The sequence below is a fragment of the Pseudomonas sp. BTN1 genome (genome assembly GCF_001907715.1).
GTDB lineage: Bacteria > Pseudomonadota > Gammaproteobacteria > Pseudomonadales > Pseudomonadaceae > Aquipseudomonas > Aquipseudomonas paracarnis.
In genome coordinates this window covers 96,650-111,736 of sequence record NZ_MPBM01000071.1, presented here as the reverse complement: position 1 = coordinate 111,736, position 15,087 = coordinate 96,650, and the positions used below count along the sequence as shown (strand labels likewise).

The following is a 15,087-nucleotide window of genomic DNA, read 5'->3' as shown; positions in this document are numbered from 1 at the left end:
GAACGTGTGGGTTTAACGGTGCGGGCTTATTTGAAGTCCACATCGAAGGCTTGATAGAAGGCGTTGCCGGTGTTGGCGACGATCCACATCAACACAATCACATGCTGGCCCTTCTTGTTGGCCGGCAGTTTCACTTCATGATTGACCTTGGCCTTCAGTTCGCCTGCATGGCTGTAGTACGGCACCTGGGTATAGAAGTCTTCAGCGAACGGCTGGGTTTCCAGTTGCGCGCGGGTGATGCGCTGTTGCGGATCCCAGCCATCCTTGGTGATCAGCCAGCGATAGCCACGGGTGGTGTGCGGCGCGGTGTATGCCCAGGTGACCTTGAAGGTCTGACCCGGCTCGACATTGAGCAACGGCCAGGTGAAGGCGCGGCCAAGTTTCTTGGCCATTTCCTCGTGGGTGAAGTTGATGCAGTCACGGGCATCGGTCTTGCCACCGCTGAGGATGACGCCGTCGGCGGGTGGGGTGACGCTGTCACTGTCGGTTTGATAAGGCGCCGGGAACGGACCGGCCGTCAGTGCCGGGAAGTTCTTGCCGCCTTCCATTTCGTTGACCTGCCAGGTTTCCAGCAGGCCAAGATCCACGGCAACTGCGCCACGGCTGGAAGGGGATGTGACACGACCATGGCGAAGAGGTGTCTGGGTTTGTGGTTTGTTCATGTTGTGACTCCATTCACTTGATTAAGAACTCTCCCTTTCTTGAAGGAGAGGACCTCAACCTAACGGAGTTGCTTTTTTTTGCCACAGGCCCATTTTTCACTCATTTTCGTTTCGTGAGCGCGCAGACCCGCAAATACTGGATATACAACCAGTATTATAGAGAAAGCCTTACGCTACTAGAGGTCGATTTCCTACAAGACCAGGCGCATATCAACACGCTTCTCTCGTAAATGGCTTTATCCCCTTCGTAAGGGATGGGCGCTCTGTCGAAAAAAAGGGACGTATCTATTTTCATCAAAACCGTCCTCTGTTTGGTCCATCAGGTTTTGCCGATGACAGCCGTTTTTTTAGCGGTAGTCGCGGTAATCGGTCGCACCGTCAGTTCCACCCCCAATGCCAGCATCAGCTTCTGGACCGTCTCATAACGCGTCTTTGAGCCGCCTTTCAGGGTTTTATACAGACTCTCCCGATTCACCCCCGCCGCTTCGGCAACCTTGTTCACTCCCTGGGCCTTGGCAACCTCGGCCAGCGCCTTCATAAGGACTTGCGGGTCATGGCACGCCATGCTTTGCGCAAGATAGGCACTGATGGTTTGCGGGCTATCAAGGAAACGTGAAGCCTCATAGGCGCTGGTGCCTGATGTATCCAGCTCGAGGATCGGCATGTCCTCTGGTTTGAATGTCGACTTACTCATGTCATTGACCTCTCAGGGCATCGAGAATCTCTTTTGCCCGCTTGATTCCTCGTTTCTGGTCGGTTTTATCGCCTCCCCACAGCATCAGGTAAGCGGTGATGCCCGTGCGCACAAAGTAAATCCTGTAGCCGGGCCCGACAAACACACGCATTTCACTCATGCCATCGCCTACAGGCTGGCAATCGCCAAAATTGTTTTCTTCGGCTCGATCCAGGCGGATCAGTACAGCCGTCTTACCCCACACATCCTTCATACCGTCGAGCCATGTATCGAACTCGGGCGTCCTGCCGATCGTATTGGTCACAGATTCAAATGTAGCCTACTGGCTACTCCTTGTAGATGCCAGTGAATTTTTAATGTCGGTGTGCACCGCCAGAAAAAATCCTAGTCCAGCCGCCGCGCAGGCAGCCGAGCAATACTATTAGCGCTTGTGTCCTCAAGACCGAAACGTTGCGTCGCGACTGAGGCATCCTCTCTGTAGGAGCGAGCTTGCTCGCGAAGAACGTAAAGATAATGTGTTCATCCAGAATGAACGCGGCGCCTATGGTTTTTCGCAAGCTCGCTCCTACAGGGAGTGAGTGAGTGGGCCGGCGTTGATGTAGACCCGTCCTACAGCAAGCTGCACCACCTTGCTCCATTGCCTACAGTTGCGTCAGAATCCGCCGGCTTGTGCGCTTGGATGGGCGTCTCTAAGGTGGCTCGGTCGCTGACAACTCAGTGATCGGGTTTAGTAGCCCGAGGGTCAATTACACTTAGTGCATGAGCTTCATCTATCAGACGTTCCTGTCTGTGCCTGATGGTGGCTGTGCGTAGGGCGCCTTCGGGCGCGCCGGCTTTGTGTAATTCCCCGGTCTACTAACCTGCGTACAGCTGCCACCCTTTCGTTTAGTAGCGAAACGGTGTCGGCCCCATTCAGGAATTACGCATATGTACAAAGTCACGCCCAACCCTCCAAACGATCCAAACCTGAAGCTTGATCAGGCAGCCCGTCGTGCGATCGATCACGCCCTCAACCCCAACGCCGAGCCCCCTCCTCCACCCTCGACACCGCTGTTCAGCGTTGCCGACGATGCCAGCAACGAAATGCTCGTCGCCAATAGCTATGAAACCTTTTCCTCAGTAACCGCCCTGCTGCTCGACCTGTCAGATGAACTGACCGGTAAACAGCGCGACGTCGCGTTGGCAATTCATCAGTTAAGTGAGCTGGGAATGCTGTTGGTCGATAAGTTGATGGAGCGCGAGGCGGCTGTAGCAGCTGGCTAAACGTTCAACACGCCCAAAAAAGAAGCCGAGCCGTCACGCCCCAAGACGACTCGGTTTTTTTTTGCCAAAGCAGGGGTTGACCTTAAAGCGAGGTTTAAGGTGAGCATGCACCAACCGGCAGGATTACTGGACCCTGGATCATGCTCAAAACCCTTATTTCTTTTGCGTTGGTAGCGATAGGTGGCGCGCTTATGACATTTGCACAGGCTGAACCCGGCCCTTCCACGGCCGCTGCGAACAATCGCCAGATCCTGGTGATCATGACCAACCACGCCAGCTACCCCTCAAGGGCCGATACCACGGGCCTCTGGCTGACTGAGCTGACGCATTTCACCGAGGTTGTGGAAGCCGCTGGCTATACGACGGTGTTTGCCAGCCCCAAAGGTGGCGCTGTGCCCCTGGACGAGCGCAGCCTCGGTTGGCTGTACATGGACAAGCCGGCGCGTGAGCAGTTGCAGTCCCCAGCCTTTCGCGCCCGGCTGCAAAACACGCTGCCCATCGCCAATGTCGATCCGTCGCAATTTCGCGCGATCTACTTCACCGGCGGCCACGGTGTCATGTGGGACTTCCCCGGCAACCTCGACCTGCAACGTGTCGCCCAAACCATTTACAACCAGGGCGGCATCGTCTCGGCCGTGTGCCACGGTGTGGCGGGCCTGCTGGACCTGAAGGATGAACAGGGCAACGCGATCATCAAGGGTAAAAACATCACCGGCTTCTCCAACCGCGAAGAACTGCTGTCGGGCATGAAGCGTGAGGTGCCGTTCTTGCTTGAAGACCGGCTGCTGAGCCAAGGGGCGCGTTACCGCAAGGGCTGGGTGCCGTTCACCTCATTTGTCATCACCGATGGCCGCCTGATCACGGGCCAGAACCCGCAATCGCCCAGGGCCGTCGCACTCGCCGTGATAACCGAGCTGTCCCACGAACGATAGAGCCTAGGCCCCACCCGTAGCCCCTCCCTGGAGAAGACCGATTGAACATTCCAAGCGCCGTTTTAACCGGATTGCTGCTCACCCCTTTTGCCAACCTTGCGTTGGCGGGAACGCCCGAGATGCCCAGCCCCAACGACACAACCCACATCGATATCGCCGGCCAGCAGGTGCCCGTCGTCAAGGGCGGCTTGTACGACCGCTTTCGCTCCAACCCGCCGTTGTCGGTGGTTGCAGCAGAATTACCAGAGGTTGATTTAAGCTGGTTCAAAGGGTTGCAAAAGCACAAGGTCGACATCGGTTTTGAATCCTACTCGCCCAATTTTTACTATCAGAACAGTCGGGTAACAGCGGTCTATACGGCTGACATCGATAAGCTTCGGGCGTTGATGCCACCGCAGGTACTGGCCGCCGTGCAACCCTTGCAAGTCTGGCCGGGTCGCGGACTGATCGCGTTTACTGCGTACACCTATGAGCATTGCGATAACGACGCCTATAACGAAGTCGCCGTGTCGATCATCACTAACAAACCTGGCAAAGCCAACCTGGGCCCCTTCACGCTGGTGGGCCAGTCGATGTCGCAGGATTTTTGGGGCTATGTGCTCAAGCTGCCGGTGAATACCGAGCTGGCGCGGGTGCGCGGCGTGGTCGGTTACAACCTGCCGAAATGGCTGACTGGCATTGATCGCAAAGAGGATGGGCACTCGGTGGTGTATGACATTACCGACAGCCAGACCGGCAAGCTGGACGTGTCGTTCAAGGCCAAAAAGCTTGAGAAACTGTCCCATGATGCGGACCTGGTCACCAGCAGTTTCACCAATCTCGATCACCACGGCCAACTGGCCTACGGGTACGCGGTTTCCCGCCAGCTCAGCCATGGCTCCAGCCGTGACGCAGACTCAGCCACCCTCACGCTGGGCGATGGCAGCCTGTCCAATTACCTGCGCGACCTCAAGCTGGGGAAAATGCTGAAGTACGAATACGTACCCGAGTTCCAGAGCGCACTCTATGCGCCAGAGCCGCTCGCCAACCTGATTGGCGAACGCTGACCCTTGTGCGCCGGTCAGGCCCTCGGGGCCCGGCGGGCGCTTTTTCTTGTGGATGAGGCTGGAGCGCCCCCTTCCTCGCGCAGACGGTTAATCAGCATCTGCGCATTCTCCGCACAGGCCATGCCCTCGGGCTTGCCTTCGATGCCCTTGATGACGTTCAGCAACTGAGCCTTGTTCTGGGCCAGCCGTTGTTGCAGCACCTCGATTTCCTCGACCTTGTGCTTGAGCCCGCTGAGCAGCTCGTCATGCTGCCAACCACCGGCACTTCTGGGCATTAACTGCCGGATTTCTTCCAGAGAGAAACCGGCTGCCTGGGCACCCTTGATGATCTCCAACACCGCCTCGGTGCCGGGTGCATAGTCCCGATAGCCGTTGGATTTACGCTCAACCGATTGGATCAGGCCGCTCGCTTCGTAGAAACGGATGCGTGAGGCCGCCAACCCGCTGATTTTTGCCAACTCGCCTATTCTCATGTACCACCCACAAAAAACCATTGACCTTAAAGTTGACTTTAAACCTAAAGTCATTGGGCGGCCAAGGCGGCGATTCGTAGACGGCACGCTTGCCAGACACGAATGGGCTGCAGTGGGTCAATCCAGCGCCATGATCGCGATTCGATCAGGCCATCATTTCATTTGGGAGAGGCGAACATGGGCTACGTCACCACGCGAGACGGTGTTGAAATTTTCTACAAGGACTGGGGCCCACGCGATGCCCAGGTCATTTTCTTTCATCATGGCTGGCCACTGAGCGCAGATGATTGGGACGCGCAAATGCTGTTTTTCCTGGGCGAAGGCTACCGGGTCGTTGCCCACGACCGACGTGGCCACGGGCGTTCCAGCCAGGTTTGGGACGGGCACGATATGGACCACTATGCCGACGACGTCGCGGCCGTGGTCGAGCATCTGGGCGTACAAACCGCGGTGCATGTCGGTCACTCCACCGGCGGCGGTGAAGTGGTTCATTACATCGCCCGCCACGGCGAAGACCGCGTCTCGAAGGCCGCCATCATCAGCGCCGTGCCACCGTTGATGGTCCAGACCCCGAGCAATCCTGGCGGCCTGCCCAAGTCAGTGTTCGACGACTTGCAGGCGCAACTGAAAGCCAACCGCGCACAGTTCTATCAGGACGTTCCCGCCGGACCTTTCTACGGCTATAACCGCCCAGGCGCCAAGCCGTCCGAGGGCATCATCCTGAACTGGTGGCGGCAAGGCATGATGGGCTGTGCCAAGGCGCACTATGACGGGATCGTGGCGTTTTCCCAGACCGATTTCACCGAAGACCTGAAGAGCATCCAGATTCCCGTATTGGTCATGCATGGCGACGATGATCAGATCGTCCCCCATGAAAATGCCGGGGTGCTGTCCGCCAAATTGTTGAAAAACAGCACGCTGAAAATCTACCCGGGCTTCCCGCATGGCATGCCTACTACCCATGCCGATACGATTAATGCGGATTTGCTGGCGTTTATAAGGAGCTGATTGATTATTGGGGGGGCGGGTGACCGCCTCCCCTCTACCTGAACCGCTCGTTTCAGGTCATGCTGCGTCCTTCATTTCAAGGACGATAAAAACAATGAAAGCCCCCCTCGCCGCCCTGCTCCTGATCAGCCTGACTGGGCCTGCACTCGCCAACGACCCCATCGGTTTCCAAACCACCACCATCCCTGACACTCACAACATTCGCCCACTGGAAATGGCCGTGTGGTACCCCTCCACCAGCACCGCCCAACCCAAGCTGATCGCTGACAACCTGGTGTTCATCGGTGTGCTTGCGGTGCCTGATGCCGCACCGACACCCGGCAAACATCCGGTGGTGGTGCTCTCCCACGGCTATGGTGGCAACTGGGGCAAGCAGGCGTGGCTGGCCAGTGCGCTGGCCCGGCAGGGGTATATCGTGGCGGCAGTGAATCACCCTGGCACCACCAGCCAGGATCGCAGCGCGCAAGCCGCCGCGCAGTTGTGGCAACGGCCCAAGGATTTGAGCCGGGCCATTGATGCGCTGCTGGTACAGCCCACGCCATTTGGCGCGGTGGACAGCGGCCGGATCGCGGTGATAGGCCATTCCCTGGGGGGCTGGACGGTCATGGAGAGCGCGGGGGCGCGTTTTGACCCGGCGTTGTTTGCCCGGGACTGCGACGCCCATCCGACGTTGGTGGCGTGCAAGGCTTACCGTGAGATGAACCCTGAAGGTACGCCGAGCGGGAAGGCTCAAGTGGCCGCGGACTTGAGCGACAAGCGCGTGACCGCTGTGGTGTCTCTGGACTTGGGCCTGTCGCGCGGCTTTACCGATGCGAGCCTAGCGGCATTGCCGGTGCCGGCGTTGGTAATCGCTGCCGGTGTGCCGTCAGCGGATTTGCCGGCGCAAATGGAATCGGCTGACATGGCCAAGCGGCTGCCAAAAACGTCGACTCAGTACGTGGAGATCCAGGACGCCAACCACTTCAGTTTTATGTCTCAGTGCAAACCGGGCGCGGCAGCGTTGCTTGACGCTGATGTGCCCGGCGACAGCATCATTTGCCAGGACGGCAAAGGCGCGCGGCCACGGCCCGTGATCCAGCAGCAGGTGATCACACTGATCAGCGAGTTCCTGGCGCGCTGAACCGGTAGTATCATCCGCGCCTTTCCCCTTCAGGCAACGGAACATGAACCGCCAGAAAAAACTTCAGCAGCTCTTCAAAGCCAAAGCGAAAAAGGCCAGCGCCAAGCTGGCGCCAAAAAGCAAAGACAAATACATCAGCAAGGCGGACCGCTTGAAGCTGGCGACCGAGGCCGGCCAAGAGCCGGTTACGGCTGGCGAGACGCCTGCTGAGTAAGGCGCATGGCTGAAGGGGTTGCCGCTTCGTATTTGCCCCAGATACGCCGCAGATGCCGCGCCGAGCCAAAGCCTGCGCGCTCGGCGATGGCTTCAATGTCCAGGGCCGACTCGGCCAGCAGTTCCCGCGCCACCGCCAGGCGCAGGCGATGCAGGTAATCCAGTGGGCTGATCTGCACATGTTCCTGGAACAGGCGCGCCAGGTGTCGGCTGCTGGTGCAGGCCAGGCTTGCCATGCGGGTGAGTGTCCAGGCCTCGCAGGGGGCGGCGGCGATGGCGTCCTGCACACGGTGGAGCGCTGGGTGCAGGTGATTGCGCCCGGTCACCCAAGGCGATAGCTGCGGGTCGCTGCCGCTGCGGCGCAGGTACACCACCATGTCCCGCGCCACGGCGCAGGCCAAGCGTGGCCCGGCCAGTTCGGCAACCAGGTGCAGCATCAGGTCGATACCCGCCGTGATACCGGCGCTGCAACTGACCGGGCCGTCGGTGACGTACAGCCGGTTTTCCAGGACCCGGGCCTTGGGTGCGAGGGCTTGCAAGGTGGCGCACAGCGAATGGTGCGTGGTGCATTGGCGCCCATCGAGCAGCCCGGCCCTGGCGGCGCTCAACGCGCCGGCACACACGCACACCAGGCGTTCGGCCGAGGGCGCGAACACGTTTTGCAACCACAGGGTGAGCTGCTGGCTGGCCGACTCGAAAGCCTTTTGGTGAGCCTTTGATACGTTCATCGTGGAGCCCACCAGCACCACCAGCGTGCCGGGCGCCAGAGTCTGCGGCAGGGGCGCCAGCCCGGTCAGTGGCAAGCCGATGGAGCTGTGCAGCGACTCCACCGGGCTGACGTACTGCAGGTCGAAATCCACCGCCGCCGGGTCCTCGGCTTGCGCGGCCAGGCGCAACACTTCAGCAGGCCCCGCCAGGTCGAGCATCAGCACATTGGGCAACAGCACGAACAGCACCGGTACGCTCACAGGTTCATCCTTCCAAGGCCTGTTCGACCGTGACGATGCGCGCAAAACGCTCTTCCAGCACCAGCTCCGTGCGTTCGCGGATTTGCGCAGAGGTGTACTCCCGGCCGCTACGCAGGTGGGTCATGGGGAACGTCAATGTCGCTTCACTGACAAAGTCCACCTTGAAGCCGCTGTCCGACGCCTGCCGCGTGGTGGTCTCGCAGCATTGCTCGGTCCGGATGCCACTGATGATCAGCGTGGTGACGTCCATCTCCGTGAGGCGAGCGGCCAGGGGCGTACCGGCGAAGGCGCTGTGGTAACGCTTGTGGATCACCAACTGTGGATTGATCGACAGCTCGCTCAATGCCCTGACGTTGCCCGATTGCATGGAGAAATGCCCCTGGTCTTCAACATGGAAGACTTGTACCACCGGGATGCCGCGCTGAACACAACCATCGATGAGGGCCTGCTGTTTTTCCAGATAGTCGGGCAGGTCGTTTTCGGACCAGTAGGTTGAATGGCGGAAGGAATGTTGGGCGTCGATCACGATCAGGGCTTTATGGGTCATGGACGGTCCTTGTGGCTTGCATCAGTGGGTAAACGATGCACGCCATGGTAAGGACCACCCACAGTGCGCGACAGACGCAAGGCAGACTACTTCAGGACGGATTCGGACATGTCACCGGGCACGCCATGGCACAACGGCTGCCGGGTTCGAAGCCATGGGCGTACTCATCCGCCAGGATCGTTTCCAGACGCGAATCAACGTGAGGCGCAAAGCCCAGGCGCCGGTAGAACGGAGCATTCCAGGGTACATGCTTGAAGGTGGTCAGCGTCACCGCACGCAGGTGTTGGGCGCGGGCATGCTCTATCGCCGTTTCCACCAATCGGCGCCCCCAGCCCTGGCCTTGCAGCGGCTGGGCAACCGACACTTCATGGATATGCAGGTCGTCACCAAAGCGTTCTGCGCTGAGGAAGCCTTGAGGGTGATCGTGGTCATCAACCACCACCCAACAGGTCGATAGCGCGATCCATTGCCGATGGCGTTCGATGCTGATCGACGCCGCATCCGCCAGCCAAGCCAGCCCTTCGATTGCGCCAAATGCCTGGGCTGCGCACTGCTCGATGGCGGGCAACAAACCGGCATCTTGCGCGCGCGCCAGGCGAATAATGTGCGTGGACTGCTCAGCAGCCACTCAATGCCACCTGGGGCCGTTCACCCGCAAAGAAGAAGGGCCGTAAACGTACGCCCACGCCGTTGCCGATAAAGGCCGCCACCAGCCACACCCAGCCATGCAGGCTGCCCGAGGCGATGCCACTGAAGTACGCGCCGATGTTGCAGCCATAGGCCAGGCGCGACCCATAGCCGAGCATCAGGCCGCCGATCACCGCCGCGATCAACGAGCGCAGCGGGATGTTCAGGCTGGGCGCGAAACGCCCGGCCAGGCCTGCGGCCAGCAACGCGCCGAGGACAATGCCGATGTCCATGACGCTGGTGATGTCTTCCCACACCGGTGCAGCCAGGGCCTTGGCATTGCCCGGCATCTGCCAGAATGCCCAACTGGCGACATCCACGCCCAGCCCGCTCGCCACCTTGGCGCCCCACAGCGCGAACGCCGAGGTGATGCCCCACGGCCGTCCGGCCAGGGCGAGGGTGGCGTAGTTGAGCAGCGCCAGGCCAATCGCGCCCCACACCAGCGGCCAGGGTCCGCGCAGGAAGCGGCGTAGCCCTTGGTGCTCGCTTTGCACGCCTTGTTCAAGCTGGCCGTGACGGCGCTTTTCCAGGCGCACTGTCACCACTGCAATCAGCGCGAACACCGCCAGGCTCAAGACCAGCGCCGGCAGCACACCGAAACTTTTGACAATGGAAACCGCCGGGAACGATGGCAGTGCAAACCACCAGTCGACATGGTGGGTGGCGATCAACGAGCCGCAGATAAAGAACAGCAGCGTCACCAACATCCGGGCATTACCGCCGCCCACGGTGAACAAAGTACCCGACGCACAACCACCACCCAGCTGCATGCCGATCCCGAAGATGAACGCCCCGAACACCACCGACACACCGGCCGGCGCCACCAGCCCCACGACCGGCTGACCGAACAAAGTGCCCGCGCCCAACGCCGGGAAAAACAACAGCACCGCCACAGCCAGCATCACCATTTGCGCACGCAAGCCGGCGCCGCGCCGATCATTGATAAACACGCGCCAGGCCGAGGTAAAACCGAAGGCTGCGTGATACAGCGTCAGGCCCAGCGCGGCGCCGACCACCAGCAGCAACACCTGGCGTGCGCCTACCATGTTTTGCAGGAACAGCGCGCCCGCCACCAGGATGATAAAGGCAATCAGTGGCGCGAGCGGCTTGCGCGCAGGCGTCAGGGAAAGAGAGGTGCTCATGGGGTTCTCGATTGGTTGGAAGGAGGCAAGTATAGCCTCAGAAGGAATTTGATCAGGTGGGGCATTACCGAAAGGATCATCGTTTGAACTACCGCTTTCGCAGCCTCGCTGAAGCTCGACAGCTCCCACAGGAGATCGGCGGTGTATGTGGAATATCGGTTTGCAGGGCCATCGCGCCAAACACAACTCTCGACAGCAACACCGCCCAAATGTGGGAGCTGTCGAGCCCCAGCGAGGCTGCGATGGCGGCGGCACAGGCAAAATCTTCAGCGCCTGAACCACCGCTTTCGCAGCCTCGCTAAAGCTCGACAGCTCCCACAGGAGATCGGCGGTGTATGTGGAATATCGGTTTGCAGGGCCATTGCGCCAAACACAACTCTCGACAGCAACACCGCCCAAATGCGGGAGCTGTCGAGCCCCAGCGAGGCTGCGAAGGCGGCGGCACAGGCAACCTCTTCATCGCCTGAGCCAGCGCTTTCGCAGCCTCGCTGAAGCTCGACAGCTCCCACAGGGGATCGGCGGTGTATGTGGAATCACGCTTTGCAGGGCCATCGCGCCAAACACAACTCTCGACAGCAACACCGCCCAAATGCGGGAGCTGTCGAGCCCCAGCGAGGCTGCGATGGCGGCGGCACAGGCAACCTCTTCAGCGCCTGAACCACCGCTTTCGCAGCCTCGCTGAAGCTCGACAGCTCCCACAGGGAATGGAGGACTGACTAACCCAGGCTGATCGACTTCCACGCGGCTTCAGCCAGCAGTTCGCGGTACTCAAAGGGGCTTTTTTTGACCTTCGCCGACAGCCACGCACGCGAGTAGCTTTCGGCCGCGCCAATGATCAGCGAAGGGATAAGTTCTGCGGGCAAATGACTGAAGTGCTCCTTGCGCCCTTCCCCGCCCATCCACTCCTTCAACTGCTGGTTGCGCTGCTTGTTGCGGGCAATCAACTCGTCCTTGAACGGCCCGCTGGACACGGCGAAACGGCTCTGGAAAACAAACCGCGCCCAGTCCGGCTGGGCGGTGACCCACTCAACGTAGCTGTACACCAGGCCGACCACACCGGCATGGGCCGTATCCGCCGCTTGCAGGTAGTGGTCACGCAGGGCGGCCTGGTCTTCCAGCGCAGCGAAGAACAGCGCGGCGACCAGCCCTTCCTTGTTGCCGAAGTGGTGATAGATAGCCCCCACACTGGTGTCGCAGCGCGCACGAATGGTCTCGATGTTGGTCGCCTCGATGCCTGCCTCGTTAAAACAGGCCAGCGCCTCACGCAGGATGGTGCGTTTGAGGTCGCTGCGCCTGCCGGGGAAGGTGCGCTCAATGAGATCGATGGAGTGCATGGGAGAACGCCAAATCGAAACAGTTTATAGGCTGAGCGCCCAGCAGAGAAAGCTCAGGTTGACAGTCATGGAATTTACAGAATATTGTTCCGCTACAGAATATTATTCTGTAACTACCCCTTGAGGATATTCCGATGAGCCAAGCCCTGAGCATGTTCAATAGCGTAGGCCCCGCCGCATTCAGCAACCTGGCGTGCCAAATGGCGCCCTACTTCAGCACCATCACTCCCGAGATCGCGGAGCTCAAACCCAACCGTGCGGTGGTCACCGTGCCGTTTCGCAAGGAAATCACCAACCACCTGGCCTCGGTGCATGCCATCGCGCTGTGCAACGCCGCCGAACTGGCCGGCGGCATGATGACCGACGCGTCGATTCCCGCAGGCGCACGCTGGATTCCCAAGGGTATGACCGTGGAATACCTGGCCAAGGCGAAAACCGATATCCGCGCTGTTGCCGATGGCAGTGCTATCGATTGGCAGACTGCGGGGGACAAGATCGTGCCGGTCGAGATTTTCGATGCGGGTGGCGTCAAGGTCTTCACCGCTCACATCACCATGAATGTGAAGCTCGCTTAGGTATTCGGCCGGCCCAGGCAGTATCAGCTATGCGGCATCTGCAATGCGTGACTGGACGCCTGGTGCGGTCGACGATGCACTGCGAAGCGGTGCGGATTGCGGTGGTGGTATCGCCGGCGACGTGCGGCATCAATTGCGCATCGGCAATACCGCCAACGGCGAGCTGAACCAGTCTTTTCCAGGGCGAAGGTATCAATGGCCAACGCCTTATCGGCATATCAAATAAGAGGACGGGAAAAGATCATCGGCCGTCAAAAAAATACCTCTTCTCCCAAGAGACACGGATCAAAGCTTTTAACTTTCTGATTAACCAGCGCTAAATAAAATCCTTCGAAAACGTCTTACTCAATGGGAAGTCTCGGCACACATAGCGTGCGAGAGAAACCTAAAAAATCTTCATAACCCCTGAACGTCAGCCAATTGAGTAGGCGAAGCACTTGCGAGTCCTATCCATCGGCTTATTCAGGAACACACGGCCGGTGAAATGGCGCCCCCTAGCTCAGAAGGATCTCTATGCAAAGCCTCCCGCTCTCTTCGTTACGCCTGTTCGGTGTGCTGGCAGTCACGGTCTGCGCGCTGTTGACGACGCCAGCCCGTGCCGATTACACCGACCTTTCCCTGACCCACGAAAAAAACATCCAGTCCTACGTCGTGAACCCCGACGGTAGCTTTGTGCTGGATGTCGAACGGGTTATGCGGATCAATGAAGAGCGCGCGATCACCTCCAACGCCCAGCGCTCTGTGACCTACAATCGCACCCTGGAAACTCTGGATATTGTCGAGGCCTACACGCTCAAATCCGATGGCCGCAAAGTCGTGGTAACACCAGACCGGATCAAGGAGCAGCAGGAACTGGAGTCTGCCCAGGCGCCGATGTTTCAGGACTCGCGGGTCAAAGTGGTGATCTTCCCGGAGCTGCAAGTGGGCGATCGCATGGTTCTGCGGTACCAGCGCCATCGTAATACGCCGTTGTTTGCGGGGCAGTTCGAAGACCTTTTCTCGCCGGATTTCTACCAGAATGAGCAGGTGCGCCTGAGCTACGACATGCCCGCCGAAATGAAGCTGTACGCCGACTCATGGGGTTTCAAAGCGTCCACGCCAGTCAACGCCAACGGGCGAACGGTGTACCGCTGGGACGTGGAACAAACCAAGAAAAATCGCGTGGAAGATGGCTCCGTTGCCTACACCGACTACGGGCAACTGCTGGCCGTATCGACGTTCACCGACTACAAACAGTTTGCCCAGGCCTACGCCGCACGCGCACAGGTAGAAGTGACCCCGGCCATGACCCAACTGGCCAAGGAACTCACCGCCAACCTCGACAACCCACGCAGCAAGGCCTTGGTGCTGAGTGACTGGGTACGCAAGAACATTCGCTATGTGGCCGTGTACGTCGGTGCCGGTGGCGTGGTGCCGCATTCAGCGCAGGCGGTGCTGGATAACCGTTATGGCGACTGCAAAGACCATGTAGCCCTGCTTGAAGCGCTGCTCAAAGCCGTCGCCATTGAAAGCTCGCCCGCACTGATCAACGCCGGCAACGCCTACGTACTGCCCCAGGTGCCGACCCTGGGCGTGCTCAACCATGTAATCACTTATGTACCCAGCCTCGATCTGTACCTGGACTCCACCGCGACACCCATCGCCGCTGGCTACCTGCCTCTGCCCGAACTCGGCAAACCGGTATTACTGACACAGACCGGTGAGCGTAAGCAGACACCGTCCCGCCAGCCTGGCAAAGTGGACACAACCATGGTGTTCAAGGTCAACACCAAAGGCGCTGCAGACTTTACCAATGACTCCACCATCGACGGTTGGGGCGCGGAGCTTAACCGCTTCATGCTCAAGGCCATGCAGCCAGCCGACCGTAATCAGTTGGTGCAACAGGTCCTGAGCATGTTTGGGCAATCCGGTAGCGGCGTGATCGAAACTGACGCTTTGGACAGTACTGCCAATACCTTCAAGTTCGCGATCAATGGCCACACCAGCAACCTGGTGAACCTGCCGGGCCCCACTGGGGTGCCTACCCTATCCAGCCTGGCCGGCGGTATTGGCCAGAGCGTGTTTTCCTTGATGGCTGAAAAGGAACGCACTCAGAACTTCTCCTGCCTTTCGAGTGAGATATCAGAAGTAGCGCGCCTGGAGTTCCCCGCCAAGGTGAAGATCCTCGCGGTGCCCAAGGCGGTGTCGGTGAAACAGGCGGGCTTCGACTACCGCTCGACCTATGTGAAGAAGGCCAATACGGTGCTGATCACGCGCCAATATGTGTTTAGCAAGCCAGAGATTCTCTGCACGCCGGAGGATTTTGCGGCCATGCAGCCGGCGATTGAAGGCATGGTCAACGATTTGAAAAGCCAGGTGATTGTGCAGACGTTGTAACGCCTTAGCCCTTCTTGCGTGTCAGTGGTTATGCACTGGCGCCCGGG

Annotated in this window: 18 protein-coding genes; 9 read left to right on the top strand and 9 right to left on the bottom strand. The window is 59.4% G+C overall.

Annotation, left to right across the window (positions count from 1 at the left end):
- Nucleotides 1-26: 26 nt before the first annotated feature.
- From BMH52_RS26425 to BMH52_RS26410, 3 genes are all read right to left on the bottom strand, one after another.
- Nucleotides 27-662 carry a lytic polysaccharide monooxygenase auxiliary activity family 9 protein gene (locus BMH52_RS26425; protein WP_072433754.1) on the bottom strand — a complete coding sequence of 212 codons (636 nt, stop codon included), beginning with the start codon at nt 660-662 and terminating at the stop codon, nt 27-29.
- Between the two features lie 319 nt (nt 663-981).
- Nucleotides 982-1,356 carry an addiction module antidote protein gene (locus tag BMH52_RS26415; protein ID WP_054896296.1) on the bottom strand — a complete coding sequence of 125 codons (375 nt, stop codon included), beginning with the start codon at nt 1,354-1,356 and terminating at the stop codon, nt 982-984.
- A gap of 1 nt (nt 1,357) precedes the next feature.
- Nucleotides 1,358-1,660: a type II toxin-antitoxin system RelE/ParE family toxin gene (locus BMH52_RS26410; protein WP_054896297.1), complete on the bottom strand. Its 303-nt coding sequence runs from the start codon at nt 1,658-1,660 to the stop codon at nt 1,358-1,360.
- Between the two features lie 623 nt (nt 1,661-2,283).
- On the opposite strand from BMH52_RS26410, the gene BMH52_RS26405 reads away from it, so the two are divergent.
- The 3 genes from BMH52_RS26405 (at nt 2,284) to BMH52_RS26395 (ending at nt 4,597) form a co-directional block, all read left to right on the top strand.
- Nucleotides 2,284-2,619: a DUF6124 family protein gene (locus BMH52_RS26405; RefSeq protein WP_019817546.1), complete on the top strand. Its 336-nt coding sequence runs from the start codon at nt 2,284-2,286 to the stop codon at nt 2,617-2,619.
- 191 nt (nt 2,620-2,810) lie between these two features.
- The gene (locus BMH52_RS26400) at nt 2,811-3,551 is read left to right on the top strand and encodes a type 1 glutamine amidotransferase domain-containing protein (RefSeq protein WP_019817545.1); all 741 of its coding nucleotides are present in this window, start codon (nt 2,811-2,813) and stop codon (nt 3,549-3,551) included.
- A gap of 119 nt (nt 3,552-3,670) precedes the next feature.
- Nucleotides 3,671-4,597 carry an acetoacetate decarboxylase family protein gene (locus BMH52_RS26395; protein WP_019817544.1) on the top strand — a complete coding sequence of 309 codons (927 nt, stop codon included), beginning with the start codon at nt 3,671-3,673 and terminating at the stop codon, nt 4,595-4,597.
- 14 nt (nt 4,598-4,611) lie between these two features.
- Here the strand turns inward: BMH52_RS26395 and BMH52_RS26390 are convergent, their stop codons facing one another.
- Nucleotides 4,612-5,070, bottom strand: a complete 459-nt coding sequence (locus BMH52_RS26390) for a MerR family transcriptional regulator (protein WP_014719214.1) — start codon at nt 5,068-5,070, stop codon at nt 4,612-4,614.
- 177 nt (nt 5,071-5,247) lie between these two features.
- Between BMH52_RS26390 and BMH52_RS26385 the strand changes: the two genes are divergently transcribed.
- The 3 genes from BMH52_RS26385 (at nt 5,248) to BMH52_RS26375 (ending at nt 7,412) form a co-directional block, all read left to right on the top strand.
- Nucleotides 5,248-6,078, top strand: coding sequence for an alpha/beta fold hydrolase (locus BMH52_RS26385; RefSeq protein ID WP_019817542.1), 831 nt, complete (start codon nt 5,248-5,250; stop codon nt 6,076-6,078).
- 94 nt (nt 6,079-6,172) lie between these two features.
- Complete coding sequence (locus tag BMH52_RS26380; RefSeq protein ID WP_072433752.1) at nt 6,173-7,198, top strand: alpha/beta fold hydrolase; 1,026 nt, start codon at nt 6,173-6,175, stop codon at nt 7,196-7,198.
- Nucleotides 7,199-7,241: 43 nt separating this feature from the next.
- Nucleotides 7,242-7,412, top strand: coding sequence for a DUF2986 domain-containing protein (locus tag BMH52_RS26375; RefSeq protein WP_014719217.1), 171 nt, complete (start codon nt 7,242-7,244; stop codon nt 7,410-7,412).
- Here the strand turns inward: BMH52_RS26375 and BMH52_RS26370 are convergent.
- The 5 genes from BMH52_RS26370 to BMH52_RS26350 all read right to left on the bottom strand — a co-directional run bounded on the left by BMH52_RS26370 (nt 7,384) and on the right by BMH52_RS26350 (nt 12,089).
- Entirely contained in the window at nt 7,384-8,379 is a 996-nt protein-coding gene (locus BMH52_RS26370; protein ID WP_072433751.1) for a GlxA family transcriptional regulator, read from the bottom strand. The two genes, BMH52_RS26375 and BMH52_RS26370, sit on opposite strands and share 29 nt — an antisense overlap.
- Nucleotides 8,380-8,383: 4 nt before the next feature.
- The gene (locus tag BMH52_RS26365) at nt 8,384-8,926 is read right to left on the bottom strand and encodes a cysteine hydrolase family protein (protein ID WP_019817539.1); all 543 of its coding nucleotides are present in this window, start codon (nt 8,924-8,926) and stop codon (nt 8,384-8,386) included.
- Between the two features lie 91 nt (nt 8,927-9,017).
- Nucleotides 9,018-9,554 (bottom strand): GNAT family N-acetyltransferase, encoded by a 537-nt coding sequence (locus BMH52_RS26360; protein WP_072433750.1) that lies wholly within the window; start codon nt 9,552-9,554, stop codon nt 9,018-9,020.
- A complete protein-coding gene (locus BMH52_RS26355) occupies nt 9,544-10,755 on the bottom strand; it encodes a YeeE/YedE family protein (RefSeq protein ID WP_019817537.1) in 1,212 nt (403 codons plus the stop codon). The genes BMH52_RS26360 and BMH52_RS26355 overlap by 11 nt, the downstream gene beginning before the upstream one ends.
- A gap of 716 nt (nt 10,756-11,471) precedes the next feature.
- Entirely contained in the window at nt 11,472-12,089 is a 618-nt protein-coding gene (locus tag BMH52_RS26350) for a TetR/AcrR family transcriptional regulator (protein WP_014719222.1), read from the bottom strand.
- Between the two features lie 134 nt (nt 12,090-12,223).
- On the opposite strand from BMH52_RS26350, the gene BMH52_RS26345 reads away from it, so the two are divergent.
- The 3 genes from BMH52_RS26345 (at nt 12,224) to BMH52_RS26340 (ending at nt 15,040) form a co-directional block, all read left to right on the top strand.
- A complete protein-coding gene (locus BMH52_RS26345) occupies nt 12,224-12,664 on the top strand; it encodes a hotdog fold domain-containing protein (protein WP_072433749.1) in 441 nt (146 codons plus the stop codon).
- Between the two features lie 43 nt (nt 12,665-12,707).
- On the top strand, nt 12,708-12,890 hold the full coding sequence (locus BMH52_RS29090) for a hypothetical protein (protein WP_139271590.1): 183 nt from the start codon (nt 12,708-12,710) through the stop codon (nt 12,888-12,890).
- 287 nt (nt 12,891-13,177) lie between these two features.
- Nucleotides 13,178-15,040, top strand: a complete 1,863-nt coding sequence (locus BMH52_RS26340; RefSeq protein ID WP_072433748.1) for a DUF3857 and transglutaminase domain-containing protein — start codon at nt 13,178-13,180, stop codon at nt 15,038-15,040.
- Nucleotides 15,041-15,087 lie beyond the last annotated feature (47 nt).

Excerpts from the sequence above, each read along its gene's own strand:
- BMH52_RS26425 (WP_072433754.1), bottom strand. The coding sequence starts at position 662 with ATGAACAAACCACAAACCCAGACACCTCTTCGCCATGGTCGTGTCACA.
- BMH52_RS26415 (WP_054896296.1), bottom strand. The coding sequence starts at position 1,356 with ATGAGTAAGTCGACATTCAAACCAGAGGACATGCCGATCCTCGAGCTG.
- BMH52_RS26405 (WP_019817546.1), top strand. The coding sequence starts at position 2,284 with ATGTACAAAGTCACGCCCAACCCTCCAAACGATCCAAACCTGAAGCTT.
- BMH52_RS26400 (WP_019817545.1), top strand. The coding sequence starts at position 2,811 with ATGACATTTGCACAGGCTGAACCCGGCCCTTCCACGGCCGCTGCGAAC.
- BMH52_RS26395 (WP_019817544.1), top strand. The coding sequence starts at position 3,671 with ATGCCCAGCCCCAACGACACAACCCACATCGATATCGCCGGCCAGCAG.
- BMH52_RS26390 (WP_014719214.1), bottom strand. The coding sequence starts at position 5,070 with ATGAGAATAGGCGAGTTGGCAAAAATCAGCGGGTTGGCGGCCTCACGC.
- BMH52_RS26385 (WP_019817542.1), top strand. The coding sequence starts at position 5,248 with ATGGGCTACGTCACCACGCGAGACGGTGTTGAAATTTTCTACAAGGAC.
- BMH52_RS26380 (WP_072433752.1), top strand. The coding sequence starts at position 6,173 with ATGAAAGCCCCCCTCGCCGCCCTGCTCCTGATCAGCCTGACTGGGCCT.
- BMH52_RS26375 (WP_014719217.1), top strand. The coding sequence starts at position 7,242 with ATGAACCGCCAGAAAAAACTTCAGCAGCTCTTCAAAGCCAAAGCGAAA.
- BMH52_RS26365 (WP_019817539.1), bottom strand. The coding sequence starts at position 8,926 with ATGACCCATAAAGCCCTGATCGTGATCGACGCCCAACATTCCTTCCGC.
- BMH52_RS26355 (WP_019817537.1), bottom strand. The coding sequence starts at position 10,755 with ATGAGCACCTCTCTTTCCCTGACGCCTGCGCGCAAGCCGCTCGCGCCA.
- BMH52_RS26350 (WP_014719222.1), bottom strand. The coding sequence starts at position 12,089 with ATGCACTCCATCGATCTCATTGAGCGCACCTTCCCCGGCAGGCGCAGC.
- BMH52_RS26345 (WP_072433749.1), top strand. The coding sequence starts at position 12,224 with ATGAGCCAAGCCCTGAGCATGTTCAATAGCGTAGGCCCCGCCGCATTC.
- BMH52_RS29090 (WP_139271590.1), top strand. The coding sequence starts at position 12,708 with ATGCGTGACTGGACGCCTGGTGCGGTCGACGATGCACTGCGAAGCGGT.
- BMH52_RS26340 (WP_072433748.1), top strand. The coding sequence starts at position 13,178 with ATGCAAAGCCTCCCGCTCTCTTCGTTACGCCTGTTCGGTGTGCTGGCA.